The 18,921-nt window shown below is 66.4% G+C and carries 20 protein-coding genes; 6 read left to right on the forward strand and 14 right to left on the reverse strand.

Going from position 1 to position 18,921, the window contains the following annotated elements; all coding sequences use genetic code 11:
* Positions 1-33: 33 nt before the first annotated feature.
* Both AC6LJ9_RS22450 and AC6LJ9_RS22455 read left to right on the forward strand, forming a co-directional pair.
* Positions 34-1,452, forward strand: a complete 1,419-nt coding sequence (locus AC6LJ9_RS22450) for an MFS transporter (RefSeq protein ID WP_498149255.1) — start codon at positions 34-36, stop codon at positions 1,450-1,452.
* 173 nt (positions 1,453-1,625) lie between these two features.
* Complete coding sequence (locus AC6LJ9_RS22455; protein WP_212312583.1) at positions 1,626-1,934, forward strand: hypothetical protein; 309 nt, start codon at positions 1,626-1,628, stop codon at positions 1,932-1,934.
* Between the two features lie 40 nt (positions 1,935-1,974).
* Here AC6LJ9_RS22455 and AC6LJ9_RS22460 read toward each other — a convergent pair whose 3' ends face one another.
* From AC6LJ9_RS22460 to aqpZ, 4 genes are all read right to left on the reverse strand, one after another.
* Positions 1,975-2,283, reverse strand: a complete 309-nt coding sequence (locus tag AC6LJ9_RS22460; RefSeq protein WP_103275086.1) for a carbohydrate isomerase — start codon at positions 2,281-2,283, stop codon at positions 1,975-1,977.
* Between the two features lie 65 nt (positions 2,284-2,348).
* Complete coding sequence (gene kdsA, locus AC6LJ9_RS22465) at positions 2,349-3,206, reverse strand: 3-deoxy-8-phosphooctulonate synthase (RefSeq protein ID WP_212312582.1); 858 nt, start codon at positions 3,204-3,206, stop codon at positions 2,349-2,351.
* 90 nt (positions 3,207-3,296) lie between these two features.
* Positions 3,297-3,860: a cytochrome b gene (locus tag AC6LJ9_RS22470; RefSeq protein ID WP_212312581.1), complete on the reverse strand. Its 564-nt coding sequence runs from the start codon at positions 3,858-3,860 to the stop codon at positions 3,297-3,299.
* Between the two features lie 124 nt (positions 3,861-3,984).
* Positions 3,985-4,692: an aquaporin Z gene (gene aqpZ / locus AC6LJ9_RS22475; protein ID WP_498149256.1), complete on the reverse strand. Its 708-nt coding sequence runs from the start codon at positions 4,690-4,692 to the stop codon at positions 3,985-3,987.
* 176 nt (positions 4,693-4,868) lie between these two features.
* Here aqpZ and AC6LJ9_RS22480 point away from each other — a divergent pair, with 176 nt between their 5' ends.
* Positions 4,869-5,285, forward strand: coding sequence for a hypothetical protein (locus AC6LJ9_RS22480; RefSeq protein ID WP_212312576.1), 417 nt, complete (start codon positions 4,869-4,871; stop codon positions 5,283-5,285).
* An 18-nt stretch (positions 5,286-5,303) separates the two neighbouring features.
* Here the strand turns inward: AC6LJ9_RS22480 and AC6LJ9_RS22485 are convergent, their stop codons facing one another.
* Positions 5,304-5,696 carry a VOC family protein gene (locus AC6LJ9_RS22485; protein WP_212312574.1) on the reverse strand — a complete coding sequence of 131 codons (393 nt, stop codon included), beginning with the start codon at positions 5,694-5,696 and terminating at the stop codon, positions 5,304-5,306.
* A gap of 136 nt (positions 5,697-5,832) precedes the next feature.
* Between AC6LJ9_RS22485 and AC6LJ9_RS22490 the strand changes: the two genes are divergently transcribed.
* Entirely contained in the window at positions 5,833-6,231 is a 399-nt protein-coding gene (locus AC6LJ9_RS22490; RefSeq protein WP_498149257.1) for a lysozyme inhibitor LprI family protein, read from the forward strand.
* An 18-nt stretch (positions 6,232-6,249) separates the two neighbouring features.
* Positions 6,250-7,161: a GNAT family N-acetyltransferase gene (locus tag AC6LJ9_RS22495; protein WP_498149258.1), complete on the forward strand. Its 912-nt coding sequence runs from the start codon at positions 6,250-6,252 to the stop codon at positions 7,159-7,161.
* A 194-nt stretch (positions 7,162-7,355) separates the two neighbouring features.
* Here AC6LJ9_RS22495 and AC6LJ9_RS22500 read toward each other — a convergent pair whose 3' ends face one another.
* From AC6LJ9_RS22500 to AC6LJ9_RS22540, 9 genes are all read right to left on the reverse strand, one after another.
* A complete protein-coding gene (locus AC6LJ9_RS22500; RefSeq protein ID WP_498149259.1) occupies positions 7,356-8,834 on the reverse strand; it encodes a M81 family metallopeptidase in 1,479 nt (492 codons plus the stop codon).
* Positions 8,835-8,862: 28 nt separating this feature from the next.
* Positions 8,863-10,026 carry an iron-containing alcohol dehydrogenase gene (locus AC6LJ9_RS22505; RefSeq protein ID WP_498149260.1) on the reverse strand — a complete coding sequence of 388 codons (1,164 nt, stop codon included), beginning with the start codon at positions 10,024-10,026 and terminating at the stop codon, positions 8,863-8,865.
* Positions 10,027-10,040: 14 nt separating this feature from the next.
* On the reverse strand, positions 10,041-11,438 hold the full coding sequence (locus AC6LJ9_RS22510) for an aldehyde dehydrogenase family protein (protein ID WP_498149261.1): 1,398 nt from the start codon (positions 11,436-11,438) through the stop codon (positions 10,041-10,043).
* 23 nt (positions 11,439-11,461) lie between these two features.
* On the reverse strand, positions 11,462-12,859 hold the full coding sequence (locus AC6LJ9_RS22515) for a glutamine synthetase family protein (RefSeq protein WP_349291592.1): 1,398 nt from the start codon (positions 12,857-12,859) through the stop codon (positions 11,462-11,464).
* 256 nt (positions 12,860-13,115) lie between these two features.
* Positions 13,116-14,105 (reverse strand): helix-turn-helix domain-containing protein, encoded by a 990-nt coding sequence (locus tag AC6LJ9_RS22520; RefSeq protein WP_212312566.1) that lies wholly within the window; start codon positions 14,103-14,105, stop codon positions 13,116-13,118.
* A 110-nt stretch (positions 14,106-14,215) separates the two neighbouring features.
* On the reverse strand, positions 14,216-15,628 hold the full coding sequence (gene eat, locus AC6LJ9_RS22525; protein ID WP_498149262.1) for an ethanolamine permease: 1,413 nt from the start codon (positions 15,626-15,628) through the stop codon (positions 14,216-14,218).
* A 569-nt stretch (positions 15,629-16,197) separates the two neighbouring features.
* Positions 16,198-16,470, reverse strand: a complete 273-nt coding sequence (locus AC6LJ9_RS22530) for a DUF2164 domain-containing protein (protein WP_498149263.1) — start codon at positions 16,468-16,470, stop codon at positions 16,198-16,200.
* A gap of 85 nt (positions 16,471-16,555) precedes the next feature.
* On the reverse strand, positions 16,556-17,488 hold the full coding sequence (locus AC6LJ9_RS22535) for a cation diffusion facilitator family transporter (RefSeq protein ID WP_498149264.1): 933 nt from the start codon (positions 17,486-17,488) through the stop codon (positions 16,556-16,558).
* A 119-nt stretch (positions 17,489-17,607) separates the two neighbouring features.
* The gene (locus tag AC6LJ9_RS22540; protein ID WP_498149265.1) at positions 17,608-17,886 is read right to left on the reverse strand and encodes a BrnA antitoxin family protein; all 279 of its coding nucleotides are present in this window, start codon (positions 17,884-17,886) and stop codon (positions 17,608-17,610) included.
* A 335-nt stretch (positions 17,887-18,221) separates the two neighbouring features.
* Between AC6LJ9_RS22540 and AC6LJ9_RS22545 the strand changes: the two genes are divergently transcribed.
* On the forward strand, positions 18,222-18,884 hold the full coding sequence (locus tag AC6LJ9_RS22545) for a DUF4189 domain-containing protein (protein ID WP_498149266.1): 663 nt from the start codon (positions 18,222-18,224) through the stop codon (positions 18,882-18,884).
* The last annotated feature ends 37 nt before the right edge of the window (positions 18,885-18,921 follow it).

Raw genomic sequence — 18,921 nt, forward strand, 5'->3', positions numbered from 1 at the left:
ATATCCCCAAGCCCGCAGCGGCAGGAGCACACCGTGAATTCAGACACCGCGCAGGCGCCCCGCGCCAGCTGGGCCGACCTGCTGCATGGCGCCAACGCGCTGCGTTCCATCGCGCTGGCCGGCGGCGTCGCCCTGCACGCCATCAACGTCTACATCGTCACCACCATCCTGCCCAGCATCATCAAGGACATCGGCGGCCTGGAGTACTACGCCTGGAACACCACCCTGTTCGTGGTGACCTCCATCGTCGGCTCGGCCCTGTCGGCGCGGCTGATCCAGGCATTGGGTCCCAAGGCGGCGTACCTGCTGGCCGTGGCCGTCTTCTCGGCCGGCTCCGTCGTCTGCGCGCTCGCGCCCTCCATGCCCTGGATGCTGGCGGGCCGCAGCATCCAGGGACTGGGCGGTGGCGTGCTGTTCGCGCTGAGCTATGCGTTGATCCGCATCGTGTTCGATTCGGCGTTGTGGTCGCGCGCGATGGCGCTGGTGTCCGGCATGTGGGGCGTGGCCACGCTGTGCGGCCCGGCCATTGGCGGCATCTTCGCCCAGACCGGCCACTGGCGCCTGGCGTTCTGGACGCTGCTGCCCGTCGGCGCGCTGCTGGCCCTCATCGTGGCGGCCAAGGTGGGCGGCAAGTCGACGGTGAGCGACGCGCGGCCCAGCCCGGTGCCGCTGGCCACGCTCGGGCTGCTGGTGGCCAGCGTGCTGGCCATCACACTGGCCAGCCTGTCCAAGGACCTGCGCTGGAACCTGGCCGGCATCGCCGCCGGCCTGGCCATCGCGCTGCTGATCGCGCGGGTCGACACGCGCGCTGGCAAGAAACTGCTGCCCAGCGGCGCCTATACGCTGGCGACGCCGCTAGGCTCGCTGTACGCCATCATATGCCTGGTGGTGGCCGCCATCACCACCGAGATCTTCGTGCCCTACTTCCTGCAGACCATCCACGGTTTCTCGCCGCTGGCTGCCGGCTACATGACGGCGGCGATGGCGGCGGGCTGGACGCTGGCCGCCATGCCCAGCGCCACGCGCAGCGGCGCGGCGGCCGATGGCATGATGCGGCTGGGGCCGGCGGTGGTGCTGGCCGCGCTGGTGCTGCTGGCGATCCTGATGCCGCTGCCCGGCGCCTTCGGATCGCCTGCCGGCCTGGCCGGCGGCGCGCTGGCGCTGGCCGCGGTGGGCTTCGGCATCGGCCTGGGCTGGCCGCATCTGCTGACCCGCGTCTTCAATGCCGCGCCGGCGGGCCAGGAAACCCTGACCTCCTCGTCCATCACCACCGTGCAGCTCTATGCGACGGCGCTGACGGCGGCGCTGGCCGGCGTCATCACCAACAGCGCGGGACTGGCGCAACCGGGCGGCGTCGAAGGCGCGCGGCAGGCCGCGTTGTGGCTGTTCGCCGCGTTTTCCGTCGCGCCCGCGCTGGCCCTGGTCCTGCTGATCCGCCACCTGCGGCGCTAGTGCGCTATCTCGTGGATGCGTGCGCATGACGAAATTCATCCACAGCTGCACGGCCAGGCGCGAACCGTTGCGCGCAGCCGACGACGGGCGCGCCTCGCCCAAACGCCGTATGGAAGGCCCGGATCATCTTTGATACGCTGGCCCCACCCTGGATGCAAGATCGGGTAGAGGCCATGAAAGAGACGATCCGCATGCTGCGCGTGCAACCATCCTCCCTCTCGGCGCGCTTCGCCTTCCTGGCGATCGCATTGCGCTGGACGCTGGGCGCGACCCCGCGGCCGAACCGGTTGATGATCGGCCCGCACGACCTGGAGCCTGTCGGATCGGAAGGCGCCTTCTGGCTGTTCGCCTTCCGGCATGCCTGCTCCGGCCAGTCCATCCTGGTGACGCGCGGCGGGCGCTGGGATCTGGGCGCCTCGTTCGACGGCGACCAGGTGCATGCCTTCGGCCGCAGGTTCGCCCTGCGGCAGTGCCTGTTCTGATCGATCTCGGGCCGCCGCCACGCGCGGCCCGCCCGCCGGGCTAGAACTCCGGCAGGTCGAACAAGGTGTGCAGCGTGGAGCTGGGCGCCGGCGCCGAGGCCAGCCGCTCACGCCCCTCGTCGTCAGTCAGCACGCGCACCGGTCGCGACGCCACCGACGTGCCCTCGACGCTGAATGCCGTCTCCACTTCCGCCCCCTGCCTGATCAGCTCGATGACTTCGGACGCGGCCGCCGTGACCGGCTCGCTGACCCAGCCCGGCACGCCGCGCTCGGCCTGCCCCCAGCGCACATAGGCCACATGGCCGCTGAGCGGCTCCTTGCGGACGGCGACGATCACGTACAAAGACATCCTGGCCTCCTTAGCATCCGGCCAGGATCGTATAACAGCATGACTGTACGAGCGTGACAGCCGGCTCAGGGTTCGATGTCGATGGGCGCAAAGGATTTCACCAGGTCGTCCAGCTGCTTGAGCTGGGTCAGGAACGGCTCCAGCTTGTCCAGCGGCAAGGCGCTGGGGCCGTCGCACTTGGCGTTCCTGGGATCAGGATGGGCCTCCAGGAACAGGCCGGCCAGCCCCACGCCCATGCCGGCGCGCGCCAGGTCGGCCACCTGTTCGCGGCGTCCGCCCGAGGCGGCGTCCAGCGACGAGCGCTGCTGCAGCGCATGCGTCACGTCGAAGATCACGGGACGGTTGCCAGTGACTTTCTTCATCACGCCGAATCCCAGCATGTCGACGACCAGATTGTCGTAACCGAAGTTCGTGCCGCGATCGCACAGGATCAGCTGGTCATTGCCGGCCTCGACGAATTTCTCGACGATGTTCAGCACCTGGCCCGGGCTCAGGAATTGCGGCTTCTTGATGTTGACGATGCGCTGGGTCTTGGCCAGCGCCACCACCAGGTCGGTCTGCCGCGCCAGGAAGGCCGGCAGCTGCAGCACGTCGACCACCTCGGCCACCGGTGCGGCCTGCCAGGGCTCGTGCACGTCGGTGATGACGGGCACGCCGAACGTGTTCTTCACGGCCTCGAAGATCTTCAGGCCTTCTTCCAGCCCCGGACCGCGATACGAATGGATCGAGGATCGGTTGGCCTTGTCGAACGAGGCCTTGAACACATAGGGAATGCCGAGCTTGGACGTGACGCGCTGGTATTCCTCGCAGGCGCGCAACGCCAGGTCCTTCGATTCCAGGACATTGATGCCGCCGAACAGCACGAAGGGCCGGTCGTTGGCGCAGGCAATCGAGGAAGAAATGAGGACTTCAGGGGCGCTCATGAGGGAATCCTGTAAGAAATGGAGCAGACGACAGTGCGTAATGTACAACCTGCGACCGCCCCGCCCCGGATTCCGCCCGCGGCGCGGCGCTCAGCGCCACGGCAGCATCCGGCGCAGGATCCCGTCCTTCAACCAGTAGTGATGCGCCAGCCCCGCCAGCGCATGACAGCCTGCCAGGATGATGATCGTCCAGGCCACCGTGTCGTGCAGGCCACCGATGGCGCGGCGCTGCTCGCGATCGATATGGATCAGCGTGGGCACATCGAACAGGCCGAAAAAGGTGAACGCTTCACCCTGCGCCCAGCGGAACAGGAAACCCAGCACGACTTGCGCCGCCATCAATACATAGAGCAGGACATGCATGCTCGAGCCGGCCAGCCCCCAGAATCCGCCGGACGCTCGCGGCAGACGCCGCCCTGCCGTCCAGCGCCAGACGATGCGCGCCGCCAGCACGGCCGCGAACAGCAGGCCGAAGGAAACATGCAGCGACTGCAGCAATTTGCGCGTGGGCGTGCCGCGCGGCAGCGCGTCCCATACCTGGGCCAGGGCGAACAGGCCGACCACGAGCAGGGCCGTCAGCCAATGCAACAGGATGGTGGGCGTGTCGTAGCGCGTCGGCGAGCCAGCGTCGCCGGACAAAGGAAGGGGATTCACGGATCAGGCCCGGAAAGTGGCGGAGTCCATGAGCGTATCGAGCGGCGACTTACGGCGTCCTGAGTCCCGCCAGGACGCCGCAAGGCGCAAGCCGGCCCTGCACCTGGGCCGTCGGCGATCCTGCTTACTCGTTCTCGGGCCGGCTGACCAGGCGGTAGGCGATCGCGCCCACCACGGCGCCGGCGATCGGCGCCACCCAGAACAGCCACAGCTGCTCCACCGCCCAGCCGCCGACGAACAGCGCCGGACCGGTCGAACGCGCCGGATTCACCGAGGTGTTGGTCACCGGGATGCTGACCAGATGGATCAGCGTCAGGGCCAGGCCGATGGGAATGCCCGCGAATCCCGCGGGCGCGCGCTTGCTCGTGGCGCCCAGGATCACGAAGATGAAGCCGGCGGTCAGCACCAGCTCGGCGGTGAAGGCCGCCGCCAGCGAATACTTGCCGGGGGAATGGTCGCCATAGCCATTGGCGGCGAAGCCGCTGGTCTGCAGGTCGAACCCCGTCTTGCCGGTGGCGATGCAGGCCAGCACCGCCGCAGCCGCGACGGCGCCCAGCACCTGGGCCACCACATAGGGCAGGACCTCCCGGGCGGGAAAGCGCCCGCCCGCCACCAGCCCCACGGTCACCGCCGGATTGAAATGCCCGCCCGAGATATGGCCCACGGCGAAGGCCATGGTCAGCACCGTCAGGCCGAACGCCAGGGCGACGCCCGCATAGCCGATACCCACGTCGGGCACGCCGGCCGCCAGCACCGCCGCGCCGCAGCCGCCCAGCACCAACCAGAAAGTTCCGAAAAACTCGGCTCCGCACCGTTTCGACAATGCATGCATGATTGAGGCCCCTGGACTGAAAATCCAACGATATCGCGCCGCGCGATCCCAGACTTCAAAGCATTGCAAAGTCGGCGCCGGCGCCACAGCGCCGGGAGGCAGCCTTAAGTCGCCTCGCGGATTGCCGTCAACCCGGCAACGTAAGCTCCAGATATCGCCAATTCGGAACCGATTTCATGTCCATCCCGGATGCCTCCGCCGCGCTGCCAAACCTGTATCAGTCCAAACCCGCGCAATTCGTTGACGGCCCGACGCGGCCGCTGGCCCCTATGTCCGGCCAGCCCCTGGCCGCCAGTCCGGCCCGCGAGCTGCCGGCCGGCACCATCGTCGACCTGCCCAGCGTGCGCTACAGCAACGGCCAGATGGAAATGCGCCCGTCGGACCGCGCCACGGCCGCCCTGATGGGCGTGGTGCAGCCGCGCGCGTTCGAAGCCTTCAAGGCGGCGCTGCTGAACGACGGCGACTGGCGCACGCTGCTGCATGCGTTCGAGCGCAGCATTCCGCAGAATCCGGAATGGCGGTTGGGGGAATACCGTATCGCGGCCGGCGAGTTCCTCAAGAGCACCGGCTATCTGCTGGACCTGCGGGCCTGAGGCGCGCGGGCCGGCACCTCATCCCTGGATCGGGCTGCACAGTTCGACCAGCGATCCGTCCGGGCATCGGACGTAGGACACCACCTGGCCCCACGGCTTGGTTTCCGGCGCGCTGAGCTCGGTAGCGCCGGCGTCGACCGCGCGGGCGTGCGCGGCGGCCACGTCCTGCGTCACGAAGGCGATTTCCATGCCCAGCGGCCTGGCCGATGTGGCCGCCTGTACCACTCCGCCATCGAAATGCATGTCGGCCAGCTCATTCGCGGCGAAGGCCAGCGTGGTTTCGCCGGTATCCAGTTCGCCGTAGGTGTTCGATTCGTGCAGGAAACGGCGCGCAAGGCCGAAGGCCTGCTCGAAAAACCGCAGCGAGGCCGGGACATCCGGCACATAGATAATGGTGTAGCCGAATTTCATGGCTCTTCCTGATTCGGTTATGGTTCAGCGGCGGCCGGCCGATCCGGCCACGCAACATTCTGCGATTATCCACGCCTTCCGACTTGCTGTACGAAGATCCCGACCTGGCCAGCTGCTACGACGCCGACAACGAATCATGCCCAACCCGATCTCCCGCCTGCTCCACGCCCTGCCCCTGCTGCTGCCCCTGGCCGCCATCGCCGCGCCGGCAGTCGACTACAACAACCTGTACGGCCGCTGCCTGACCGAGGCCGGCGCGGTCAACAACACATCGGTGCTGAGCTGTTCGGAGTCGGTCTCTGGGCAGGTCAAGCGCGAGATCAACACGCTCTATGCGCGGCTGCATGCCAAGCTCGCGCAGGAAGCGCCCGAGGATGCCGACAAGCTGGAGCAGACACAGAAGGCCTGGCTGCAGTACCGCAACGGCCATTGCGCGCTCGCCACGTCCTATGTGGGCTCCCCGATGTACGGTCATTGCCCCATGCTGCTGAACATCGCCCGCGCGCTGGAACTGCGCGAACTGGCCGGCGACTGAGACGGCCCGGATCCGGCGATGACGATCACGCTCGAACGCGTTCCCTCCAGCGGCCCGGCGCGAGATGAACTCGCCGCCCTGCTGCCCGACTACCTGCGCGGCCTGGGCGCGGACCCCGACTACCCATACCTGCCGCTGTATTGGACGGAAGCCGGCCGCTTTCCCTATCTGATCCGCGAGCAGGGTCGGACCGCCGGCTTCGCGCTGGTCCGGCAACTGCCCGACAGCCGCGCCTTCGAAATGGCCGAGTTCTGCGTGTTGCCGGAATTCCGCGGACGGGGCCTGGGCGCGCGGGCGGCGCGCGCGTTGTTCGCCGCCCACCCGGGCCCCTGGCGCATCGGCGTGATGGCCGACAACGCCGGCGCGCTGAGCTTCTGGCGCAGGGTCGCGCCGCAGGCGGCCGTGCAGCCGCCGCGCGAAGCAGACGGCGCAGACGGATTCTGGATGCTGTCCTTGCCTGGCGCGCCTTCGATCCGCGCATCCGGCCAGACCGCGCCGCCCCAGGATACGCAAGAGGTCCGCGTGGCGACGCCGACGGACACCCCAGCCATGCTCGCGGTCGACGCCCTGGCCCTGGCGGATCCCGCGCGCGCCAGGCAGATCACGCTGGCCGTCGAACAGGGACAATGCCGGGTCGCGGTCGACGCCGGCCGCATCGTGGGCTATGTGATGCAGGACCACGGCTTTTTCGGGCACGGCTTCGTGTCGCTCATCGTCGTCGCCGCCGCCTGCCGGCGCCAGGGCGTGGCGCTGCGCCTGTTGCAAGCGGCCGTGGCCGCTTGCGATACAGCCAAGCTTTTCACGTCGACCAACCAGTCCAATGTCGCCGCCCAGCGCCTGATGGCCAAGGCCGGTTTCGTGCCCAGCGGCATGATCGAGAACCTGGACGAAGGCGACCCTGAACTCGTCTACATCAAGTTCGTCCGCTGAATGCCAGGCTCGGTCGCAGATTCACAACCACAACAATCCTTCACACAACTTCATACCCTGCGCCCCCGCGCTTGCTAAGCTTTCCCTGCTACCGTTCCTGGCATCCCCCGCCCGTAACCGGTGGCACTGCGCCCCAGGCAACGTGCGGTTGCCTGGGGCGTTTTCTTTGCCATTGAAACCCGCGCCCGACGCCGCTACAGGATCTCGACGCCGTCGCGGAGCTTGCTGAAGGTCAGCGTGCGCAGGTTCGCGGTGTTGACGCCCGGCGCCTCGACGACCAGGATCTCCCGGGCAAGGCTGCCGAAATCGGCGCGGAAATGCACCGAGCTTTTCAGCGCCAGCACCCGATACCGCGCCGGGTCGGCGCCGACATGCCGGAACATCTCGCGATCGGCTGCCTGCTGCTTGCGGCTCGACACGATGATCTCCAGGCCAGCCCCGTCTGCAATGCGCACACGGGCCATGGGCCCAAGGTCCATGCGGCAGCCCGAATAGAACGGCCCGGTCCCCACGAATCGTCCGTCGCCGACGGCAAGCACCTCGAACCGGGCTTGCACCGGCCCCGCCCCCGTGCCGCCCTGGCCGCCGAGCGCCGCCGTCATGGCGCCGCCCACGCCTGCGCGGATCGCCGCCTGGACGAAGGCCGGGTCGCAAACCACCCCGGCGCAGGCCGCTGCGACCTGCTCGCGGATCAAGGCATGTATGAGGTCCGTGGTATTGCCGGGCGCGCCGCCGCCCGGATTGTCCTGGGTGTCGGCCAGGATCAGGGTTCCACCGTCTCCGGCCGCGACAAACGCGCCGGCGGCGCGCACGGCCTCGTCGACCGAATGGAGCTTCCCGCCGAATTCCGCCTTCCTCCGGACGATGTCCCGATACAGCTCCGCCACGACCCGTTCGGCGTCCTCGCCGTCCATTGCGTAGGCCACGATGGACGGACCGCAATGAGGGATATCGGCCAGCGGAAAGCCGGGCGCGAAGTCCAGACTGGCGATGCCGGCGGTGGCAAGCGCCCTGACCCGTTCCGCTATCCCGGCCATCGGGCTTGCCAGCGTGCTCTGCCAGGGCATGGAGATGATGAACGGAACTTGCCGATACGCACGATGCAGCCGCTCGCCCGCCAGCAATCGGGCCAGGACCGCATAGGCCCGCTGCCCCGAGGCCGCCATGTCGACGTGCGGATAGCTGCGATACACGATGAGCGCCGTGGCGCGCTCGACCATTTCGGGCGTGATGTTGGCATGAAAGTCCAGCGCCACGACGATCGGCAGGGCGTCTCCGACCAACACCCGAACGCGCCGCAGCCACTCGCCCTCGCCGTCCTCCAGGTGCTCGGTCACCATCGCGCCGTGCAAATCGAGAAACAACGCGTCCAGCCTGCCCGCGTCCCGCAGCGCCCGCTCGAACAGGAACCACATCGCTTCGAACGCATCCCGCGTCACGGGGCCGCTGGGGTTCGCCGATGCCCACACCAGCGGCGCCAGCTCGTGATGCCGCCGCGCGGCTTGAATGAATCCGTCGGTGGCAAGGTTGACGCCGCTGACCGCCGCGATCATCTCGTCGCCGATCAACAGGCCCGGCCAGGCATCCGCCTCGACGAACGTCCGGAAGTCCGCTCGACTGTCGGCGAACGTGTTGGTCTCATGCAGAAAGCCGCCGATCCCGATTCTTGCCATCGCCGCCCCTCACCTGCCGCCCGGGGCGCTACAACACGCCTTCGACCGCGTTCACCAGGATGCCCGCATACGCCTGCGGCGTGAACGGAATCGGATTGGTGCCGGCCGAGCCGTCGGCATGCGCCATCCTGCCGATGCGTTCCGCCTCCTTCGCGTCGATGCCGATCTCCGCGAGCGTGTGCGGAATGCCCAGGCTGGCGCGCAACGCCAGCACCCAATCCAGGAAGCTGTCGAACGACGGATCCGGCAGCTCCAGATAGCGCGCCAGCAGGCCGATGCGTTCAGCGATGACGCTCTCGTTGGCGCGCAGCACGTATGGCATCAGGATCGCGTTGAGCAGGCCGTGATGCGCGTCGTACAGCGCGCCCAGCGGGTGCGCCAGCGCGTGCATCGCGCCCAGGCCGCGCTGGAACGCCGTCGCGCCCATGCTCGAGGCCACCAGCATTTGCAGGCGCGCCTCCAGGTCCGCGCCGTTCTCGCAGGCGCGCGGCAGATAGTCCTTGACGAGACGGATGCCTTCCACCGCGATGCCGACGGCCATCGGATGGTAGAACGGCGAACAATACGCCTCCAGGCTGTGCGACAGGGCGTCCATGCCGGTGGCGGCCGTGATCTTCGGCGGCAGGCCGACCGTCAGTTCCGGGTCCAGGATGACCACCGCCGGCAGCATCTTCGCGTGGAAGATGATGCGCTTGACGTGCTCGCGTTCATCGGTGATGACCGAGGCGCGGCCGACTTCCGAGCCGGTGCCGGCCGTCGTCGGAATGGCGACCACGGGCGCCATGCCCGCGACGTTCACCCGCAGGTAGTTGTCACCGACGTCCTCGAAATCCCAGAGCGGCCTGTCCTGGCCCGCCATCAAGGCGATGGCCTTGGCGGCATCGAGCGCGGAGCCGCCGCCGAATGCGATGACGCCATCGTGGCCGCCGGCCTTGAACGCCGCCACGCCGTCGTCGACGTTCTTGCCGGTCGGATTGCCCTTGATGGCATGGAACAGGCCCGCATCCAGGCCCGCCGCGCGGCATGAATCCAGCAGCTTCACCGTCATCGGCAACGTCGCCAGCCCCGGGTCCGTCACCAGCAGCGGCCGCTTCATGCCCAGGCTGGCACACCATTGCGGCAGTTCGCTAGCGCGTCCCGCGCCCACCTTGACCGAGGTCGGATAGTTCCAGTTTGCAATCGGGAGAGTCATGTTCTTCTCAAGGACTAGGGTTGGACGTGCAGTTTCAGATGGAAGGACTTCGGACGGGTCAGATGCTCATAACCGACCTGCGAGAGCGTGGCCCCGCGCCCCGTGTTCTTTACGCCGGTCCATGCCAGCGCCGGATCCAGGTAGTCGCAGCGGTTCATGAAGAACGTGCCCGTCTCCAGGCGCTGGCCGATGCCGATCGCCGCCTGTTCGTCGGTGGTGAATACGCTGGCGGTCAGGCCGTAGGGGCTGGAATTCATCAGCGCGATCGCCTGTTCGTCGTCCCGAACCGGCATGATGCCGACGACCGGGCCGAAGCACTCGTCGTTCATCAGCGTCATCGTGTGATCCACGTTGACGAACAGTCCCGGCGCCAGATACGGTCCGCCATCGCCGGCCCTGCCGAACGCCTGCGGATCGATGAGATTCTTCGCGCCCTTTGCCAGCGCGTCCGCAATGACGGCGCGCACGCCGTCCGCCGCCGAGCTGCGTACCACCGGGCCCAGCGTCGTCGCCGGATCCAGGGGATTACCCAGCACATACTGGTTCGTCAGGGCCACGGCGCGCTGGACGAACGCGTCATAGTGGCGCTGCGCGACGTAGATGCGCTGGATGCCGCAGCAGGACTGCCCGCTGTTGAAGAACGCGCCGTCCACCAGCGTCTCGACGGCATGGCCGAGGTTGGCGTCGTCGCGCACATAGGCCGGATCATTGCCGCCCAGTTCCAGGCCGACGCCGATGAAGCGGCCGGCGGCCGCCTGCTCGATGGCGCGACCGCCGGACACCGATCCCGTGAAGCAGACGAAGTTGACCTGGTTCGATTCGATGATGCGGCGAACGGCATCATGGTCGACATGCAGGTACTGGAACAGTCCCGGCGGCAGATCGGCCTCGACGAAAGCCTGGTGGATCCATTCGGCGCACAGCGGCGTCTGGTCCGAGTGTTTCAGGATGACCGCATTGCCGGCCGCCAGCGCCGGCACGATGCTGTTCACCGCCGTCAGCAGCGGGTAGTTCCACGGCGCGATCGTGAAGACCACGCCTACCGGTTCGCGCGTGATGTAGCGGGTATAGCCTTCCTGCGGCGGCACCTGGATCGGCCGCAGCGACGCCTCGGCGATCGACAGCATGTGGCGGGCGCGCGCGGCGAATCCGTCCACCTCGCCGCCGGCATAGCGTATCGGCCGCCCCATCTGGCGCGTGATGCCTTCGGCGATGGTCTCCTTGTTGGCGACAAAGCGGTCGATCGCGGCGCTCAGGATCCTGACGCGATGCGCGATCGGCTGCCTGGCCCAGTCCTTCTGGACTTCGTGCGCGCGCGTCAGCGCCTGCGCGATCTGCGTGTCCGTCGCCAGGTCGCGCTGGACGTATGCGCTGCCATCGATGGGGCTGATGGTGGTCAGTTGCTTTTTCATGACGGTATCTCGATGACTGGAAACTAGATGATTTCGAAATAGCGCTTGAGCTCCCAGTCCGTCACATGACGGCGGAACTGACGCTCCTCCCACTCGCGCGTGGCCACGAAATGCTCGACGAACGCATCGCCGAACAACTCGCGCCCCACTTCCGATCCGCGCAGGCGCTGCGCCGCGTCCCATAGCGAGCTGGGCAGCTTCAGATGATCGGGAAACTGCTGCGTGTAGGCATTGCCCGTGACGATGGGCTGGAGTTTCAGCTTGTGCTCGATGCCGTAGAGACCCGCGCCCAGGGCCGCGGCCAGGGCGATGTACGGGTTCGCGTCCGCGGAGCCGATGCGCACCTCGACGCGCTGCGACTTTTCCGTGCCCGGAATCAGGCGCAAGGCCGTGGTGCGGTTTTCCACGCCCCAGGTGGCGTCCAGCGGCGCCCAATAACCCGGCACCAGGCGTGAGTAGCTATTCACCGTCTGCCCGTACATGCTCATGAATTCCGGCAGGAATTGCTGGACGCCGGCGATGAACTGCTCCTGCACCACGCTCATGTTGTGCGGCCGCGATTCATCGTGGAACGCCGACTTCCTCGATTCCTTCTCGCGCAGCGACATATGGATGTGGCCGCTCTGGCCGGGCTCGTTGTGCGACCATTTCGCCATGAACGTGGCCATCAGGCCGTTGCGCTGGGCCAGGGCCTTGGTGAAGCACTTGAACAGCATGGCCTTGTCGGCCATCGCCAAGGCTTCGTCGACCGCCAGCGCGGCCTCCAACACGCCGGGCCCCGTCTCGGTATGCAGCCCCTCGATCGGCATGTCCATGGTCTCGGTCATGTCGATGAGGTCGCGATAGAAATCGCTGTTCACCGTGCTGCGCAGGATCGAATAGCCGAAGTTGCCGGGCGTCCAGCTCTTGAGGTTCTGGTAGTTCTTCTCGCGCACGCTGTGAGGCGTTTCCTCGAACACGAAGAACTCGTATTCCAGCGCCGAGTACACGTCATAGCCCAGGTCGGCGGCGCGCTTGATCACCCGGCGCAGGACGCCGCGCGGGCAGATCTCCTCGGCATCGCCGGCGAACTCTGCCAGGAAGAACAGCATCGGCTCGCCGTTCATGATTTCCAGCGGCAGGCGGCGGCAGCTTTGCGGGATGATGCGGACCTGCGCATCCGGGTAGGCCGTGTGCCAGCCCGTGTACGACGCGTTGTCGTACATCTGGTCGTCGGCGTCCCATCCCAGCACCACGCTGCAGAACGCGAACCCCGAGCGCAACGCGCTGACGAACTTGTCCTTGCGCAGATACTTGCCGCGCAGGATGCCGTCGACGTCGGACAGCCCCACCTTGATGTGAGTCAGCTTGCTGGCCTCGACCAATCGAATGGCGTCCTCGACCGTCTTGATATCGATACCCGACTTACCCTTCGCGTCCACGATAAACGTCTCCACTTTTGCTGTCTTCGATACAAGCCCATCGAACGCGGCGGCCTTGTCGCCCCGCACTTTCGATGCGTCCATGGTAATGAGGGGCATCGCACGACAGGTATCGACTTTTGGCAAAGAATCGCCCTCTACTGGTTAACCACGAGCAGGGCGAATCGAGCGCGATTGCAATCGCCGACGGCGCGCGCGCATGGCCACGCCGCTCGCGTGGCGGGCATGCCAGCGATGCGATGTGGCGGGTGCCGGCTCAGCCCGCGCTTGCGCCGCCCGCGAACAGGGTGTCGGAAGGCAACACGCCGAACAGCGTCCGATAGTCCTGGGCAAACTGGCTCATGTGCCAGAAGCCCCAGGACGAGGCAACCTGGTGGATGGTGGTCGAGCCGCGCTCGCGTGCTGAAAGCTCTCGACGCACGCCATTCAGCCGCAACGCGCGCAGGTAGTTCTGCGGCGTCGTGTCGTAGGCGTATTCGAAACAGTATTGAAGCGTTCTGCGGCTGACGTGCAGCACGCCGCAGAGTTCCAGGATGCCGACCGCCCTGTCCCGATTGGCCAGCGCGAAATCGCGGGCATCGGAAGCGATCTGGACCCGGCGTGCGCTCGAGATGTGGCGGGCCTTCTGGCGCGTCGTCGGCAGCACGCCGGACTCGACCAGCGTGGCGAATATCGTCGTTTCCACGTTGTGCTGCGCGGCGCCCCCCGAGGCATCGGCGGCGCTGCGCCCTTCCCGCAGGATCATCTGCAGCATCTCGCTCAGCGCATGCCGCCTCTGCGCGCCGATACAGATGATCTCGTTGCTGGTGTGGATCTGCCGCAACGTCGATTCACAGTACTGCTCGGCATAGCGCATGAGCGCATCCGCGTTCACCACCACGCCGAGAATCGAATAGTCGGGCGGCGTCAGCAGTTCGAATTCACAGCCGCCCGGACGAAAGGCAAGCACCTCCGTCGAGATGGGCGTGGCATGGATGCTGCCGGCGGCATCGCGTCCGACCGGAATGCCGAACCACCATGCGCCATCCGGAATCTCGCACAGCTGATGCAGCTTGTGGCTGGTCGTTTCGCAAAACAGATGCGTGGCCGCGAAATTCAGCTCGGTGAGGCTGCCGACGAACTGGCCGGGAGTCAGCTGGTCGTAGGTCTGCTTCCAGCCGAACAAGGTCGCCGCCTGCTCGTCGGCATCGTGCGACACGATCTGGCGCGCCTTGAACTCGCGGACTGATGTTGGGGTTTCGAGCATCTCGTGGCGACCTCATCGATTGCCATCAGGCGGCTGCGGCAGCGCCCCATGTCGAGGCCGCGGCCGGCTTGGCATCACGAAGAATCGGTTGGCGCCTGGCATCATGTCCCCTACTCCGGCCTCACGGCCTCTTCGAGCAACTCGGCCGCATCGTCCTTGCGCCTTCCCCTGGTCATCAGGAAGTAGACGTAGCCCAGCGCCATGAAGGCCGCGAACAGCAGCGCGACCTCGCGGTTATAGTAGATCATCGTCACCAGACAGACGATGGCCGCCACCAGGGAAAACCCTGGGAAGAAGGGATACAACGGCGCGCGGAACGGGCGGGCCAGCCCGGGCTCCGTTTTCCTCAGCTTGAACAGCGAGAGGATGCTGATGATGTACATCACGATGGCGCCGAACACCGACATCGTCACGATGTTCGCGGTGAGCGCCTGACCGGCGAACTGCACGTACTGGTCGCTGAAGATGGCGATGATGCCGACCACGCCGCCGGCCAGGATGGCCCGGTGCGGCGTCCGGAAGCGCGGATGCAGCTTCGCCAGCCACGCCGGCAGATAGCCTTCGCGGCCCAGCGCGTAGATCTGGCGCGAGTAGCCGAGGATGATGCCGTGGAAAGAGGCGACCAGGCCGAACAGCCCGAGCCAGATCAGCATGTGCATCCAGCCGCTGTTTTCCCCCACGATGAGCTTCATCGCCTGCGGCAGCGGATCGTTGATGTCCGCCAGCAGTTTCCAGTCGCCCACGCCGCCCGCGAACAGCATCACGCCCATCGCCAGCACCACCAGCGTCAGGATGCCCGTGATGTACGCGATCGGAATCGAACGCCTGGGATTCTTGGCTTCCTCCGCCGCCATGGCGACGCCCTCGATCGCAAGGAAGAACCAGATGGCGAACGGCACCGCGCCGAGGATGCCGCCAAACGTGCCCATCGAAAAGCTGTCGGCGCCAGCCCAGCCGCCCTGCGTGAAGTTCGACCAGTGGAATCCCGGAGCCACGACGCCCATGAACACGAGCAGCTCGAACACGGCCAGCAGCGTGATCGTGAGCTCGAACGCCGCGGCGATCTGCACGCCAACGATGTTCAGCGACATGAAGATGAGATAGGCGCCCACCGCCGCTGTGGTGGGCGAAAGCCCGGGAAACTGGATATGGAGGTAGGCGCCGATGGCCAGCGAAATGGCGGGCGGCGCGAACACGAATTCGACCAGCGTCGCCATGCCGGCGATGTATCCGCCCACCGGGCCGAACGCCCGCTTGGCGTAGGCGAAAGGCCCGCCCGCGTGCGGAATCGAGGTGGTGAGTTCGGTGAAGCTGAAGATGAACGTCGTGTACATCGCCGCGACGAAGGCCGACGTGACCAGAAAGCCCAGCGTCCCGGCCTTCGCCCAGCCGTAGCTCCAGCCGAAATACTCGCCGGAGATCACAAGTCCGACCGCGATGCCCCACAGCTGCCAGGTGCCCAACGTCTTCTTCAGGCCGCCGTGGGCCGATTCGCCATGGGGATGGGAATTCACATTTGACATGCTTTCGTTTCCCGATGAGTCTGATATAGGACGTCCCGATGCTCGAACGGCATCCGGTGACGAGGGTCCACGCCGCCGTGCCGCGGGCCGGAGAGGATGGCTCCCCCGCCTTCGGGACAACTCAGCCAGCGCGTTCTTGCCTGCGACCTTCCGCGAACGGGCCATCAAAGCCTCTGGACGCGGACCATGCCCCTTGCCATGTTCTGGGTTGCGCCGGCAGGATCACCCGCATGCGCAGCCTTGGTGTTGCGTACCCTTCCGCCGCGCTCGACCCGACTTGCCGGAGTGGCCGCGCGCAAGCAGGAAAGGTACGCTTTTGATGCTAATGACCAAAAGACTCAACGGGTTATCAAGATTTGGCAAACTTTCCCGGGATTAGGGATATCCCATATCCCGGCCGCGTCGCGCCCATCCGACGTGGCGCCGGGAGCGGCAATGGAATTCGACATCTGCGTCACACGGCCATTCCCTGGCGCGCGGGCAAAGGAAAGCCCCGGAGCACTTGCGTGCCACGGGGCTCCAGACAGCGCCGGCCTGGCGCCGGATCAACGCCCGCGCAGGGCATCCGGTCACCTGCCGCGCTTGGCCTTGTCATGCTTGCGCCAATAGGCGAATTCGTCCTCGTGGACTTCCAGGTCCAGTTCGGCAACGCGCGCCTGCAGCCTTTCCTGCACGTCGGCAACCGCGCGGTTGTAGACGACCGGCGCGATTTCCTCCAGGAAGAATCCCAGCAGCGCGCCGGCGGCGATATTGCCGATCGGCTCTTCCATGTTCTGGTCGAAATACCGCTGGATCGACGCGACCGCCGTATCGCGCAGTTCCCGTTCAAGTTCGATAGCCATCCTGTCCGCCTCGGTTTGCATTCATGAGGGCTACGAGACTAGAACAAAGCGCGCGGCAGGACAACGCATGCCCGGCCGCGCCGCCTCAGACCGCCCACTCCAGGTCCGTCGTGAAGGCGATGGTCAGCCAGCGGTCCGGCGTGTCGTCACCCACGGCGCGGCTCACCTCGTCGCGGATCCGGTCCCATTGCTCCAGCGGCTTGGCCGGCAGGTCCTTGGGCACGATGAAATACAGCTCGATCTGCCTGCCGCGTCCCACCTTGGCCACATAGGAACGATGCGACGTGAAGCCGTAGCGCTGCGTGAACGTCCTGGCCACCTCGTCCACATGCTCCTTCAGATCCGGCGGCGTGATCAGCAGCACATCGGCCAGGGCGCGCCGTATGGTGCCGATGGGCATCGGAATGATCACCAGGCACACCAGCGCCAGCACGGCCGGGTCGATATAGGGTGTCAGGTAGTCGAGCGAAGTGCCCTCGATGGCATAGCCGACGCTGAAGGCCAGCAGCAGCGCCGCGGTGATCCCGCCCGACATGATCCACGCCTTGGCATCCAGCGCCACGAATTCCGAACGCAGCTTCCGGTTCACCCGCATTTCGTAGACGGCCATGCCAATGCAGGCCGCCAGCGCGAAGGCGGCATAGAAGATCGCGTAGCTGAACTCCAGGTCGCGGCCGCCCTTCATCAGGCTGCCGACGGCATTGATCAACGCGTAGATGGCGACCCCGGTCAGCATGAGGCTGTTCAGGCCCAGCACCATGGGCTCAAGGTGCCAGAAGCCCATGGTGAAGCGGTCGCGCAGCTTGCCGGTCGGACCGCCAGGTGCCGTGGACAGCGCGATGAGACGGGCGACGATCAGCGCCAGGCCGCTCATGCCCGCGTCCGCCAGCATGTAGACGCCGTCGAACACGATGGAGAAGGACCCGGACAAGAGGCCGAAGAGGATGCCGCTGCCGGCGACCACGATGGTGACGAGAATGGAAGTGCGAAGTATCGATTGTTCAGTATGTTTGTGCATATGGCCTCCCCGCTACGGGCGACAGCGCGCCGCCGGCGATATTTGCGCCAGCATCGCGTCGCCCGTCGAAAGTTCGATTGACTGCGTTTTCCTTGGGATTGAGGGAATGATCGGTCGGCTCAGGAAGGCGGGTTCTGCTTGAGCCAGTCTTTCAGGGCGCTATCGACACGGGTCTGCCACCCGGCGCCGGTCGCCTTGAACGCGTCCACCACGTCCGCCGACAGGCGGATGGTGACCACCCGCTTGAGCGGCGCCTTCTGGGGACCGCGCCGGCGCACGCCGGCGGACTCGGCTCGCGGGGATGCGTCGGCGCCATCGCCGCCGGACGCGACGTGGGTGCCCGCGACGGTGTCCGGATTGCCTTGTTCCGATGAATCAGGAATGCGCCTGGTCGTCATGATGTCCGACTCCCGGAGCGGCCTGTCAGCCAACCGATCATGCGAACTTCGTCCGGTTTCCCCGCAATGCCGGCCAGGCCGGATGTATTCGATGGGGGAAACGCATGCCGCAGATGCCGTTGTCTTCCTGACGGTGCGCACAAGGAGGATGCGCAAGGTCCGCTGCGTGGGGTGATTGTTCTTGTTTTTTTAATGGATGAAAGCGAAGTTCACGAGGCAGATTGTATTTACAATCAAGTGGGGCTGTCAAATCGGCAAGCTTGCGCGCACCGCCCCATATACAGCCTGCCGGTGCGCGCGCCCACCGGCCCCAGGCCAATCCGATGGCCAGGCCCATGAAAACGGGATCAGCTGAAGAAGTATTTCCGAGCTCGCGGGATCCCGTTACATCAGCCGATTCAGCATTGCCATCGACTTGGCCTGTCCCTAGAATTTGCGCATCCTCTACCCCCACCAACCGGGTGACGCTTATGAAGATCCTCCACCTCCTTGCCGTGACGCTGGCAACGCTGACCGCGGCCCTGGCCCTTGCGAATCCCGCGGCCGCCAAAAACGGCTGCGCCGACGGCTATACGCCGGCGGCTCCAGGCTCCGGCTCCAGCGGGTGCGTGCCCATCCCCGGCCTGTACCAAGTCCCGGGCGGAACACAGGGCGAATCCGCTGCCCCATCCGTCCGCTGGGAAGATCGCTGGGGCGCGATCGCCGTGGACAGCGTCACCGGCAAGACCGGCGTCGCGGGCAGCAAGGCGACCCGCCAGAAGGCCGAAGAAGCCGCGCTGGCAATATGCGCCCAAAAGGGCGGCGGCGACTGCAAGGTGAACCTGTCGTATGCCAATCAATGCGGCGTGATCGCGTGGGGCAACAACCGGACATCCGCCCGGTTCGCGGCCACGCTGGAAGAAGCATCCCGGCTGGCGCTGAATGAATGCGCGCAGGTCAGCGGCGGCACCTGCGAGGTCTTTTTTTCCGATTGCAGCATGCCGGTGCGCACGCAATAGCCGGCAAAAAGAAAAGCCCCGCGGCACTTGCGTGCCG

This window comes from Achromobacter sp. 1011811831 (assembly GCF_059760905.1).